This window comes from Winogradskyella wichelsiae (assembly GCF_013403925.1).
In the GTDB taxonomy this organism is placed as follows: Bacteria; Bacteroidota; Bacteroidia; order Flavobacteriales; family Flavobacteriaceae; genus Winogradskyella; species Winogradskyella wichelsiae.
Genome location: NZ_JABFDJ010000039.1, coordinates 1 through 883, shown reverse-complemented (window position 1 = coordinate 883; position 883 = coordinate 1). Strand labels below are relative to the sequence as shown.

Sequence of the window (883 nt, the reverse complement as noted above, 5' to 3'; positions counted from 1 at the left end):
TATTATAAATAGCCCCTACAACCGTTGTATTGGTTAAACTAGGTGATGAATTATCATAATTATAAATTCCGCCGCCATCACCACCACTAGCTGTGTTTTCTGTAATCGCTACATTAGTAAAACTAGGTGATGAACTCCAATTATAAATTCCGCCGCCATTATAAACAGCTGTATTCCCTGTAATCGCTACATTAGTAAAACTAGGTGATGAATTATCATAATTATAAATTCCGCCGCCATCATTATTAGCTGTATTATCTGTAATCGCTACATCAGTAAAACTAGGTGATGAAGTATTATTATAAATTCCGCCGCCATTACTAGCTGTATTCTCTGTAATCGCTACATTAGTTAAACTAGGTGATGAATTAAATTGATTAATAATTCCGCCGCCAAAAGATGCTGCTGTATTCCCTGTAATCGCTACATTAGTTAAACTAGGTGATGAATTAAATTGATTAATAATTCCGCCGCCAAAAGATGCTGCTGTATTCCCTGTAATCGCTACATTAGTTAAACTAGGTGATGAACTCCAATTATAAATTCCGCCGCCATTACTAGCTGTATTCCTTGTAATCGTTACATTAGTTAAACTAGGTGATGAATTATTATTATAAATTCCGCCGCCAGAAGATATATAAATAATACTATTATTTACCTGTATCGATGAAGAACCACTAGCATTACCTGCCGTGACTTTAAAACCATTTAATAAAGCACTCCCTAAACCTCCACTAGAAATCACCACGTGATAAGTATTATCACTAATATCATTTAACGTACCAATATCTCCACTTAGAATACTCGTATTAGTTGTAATACTTAAATCTCGGGCAGTTAAAGTAGTTTCTGTACCTGCAAAACCACCGTACAACTGCACATT

The 883-nt window shown here is 35.0% G+C and carries 1 protein-coding gene; it reads right to left on the bottom strand.

Translation table 11 applies throughout. The features are described 5' to 3' along the window. Positions 1 to 883: right-handed parallel beta-helix repeat-containing protein (locus tag HM985_RS17085; protein ID WP_179377412.1), on the bottom strand; the 883-nt coding region annotated here is incomplete at both ends.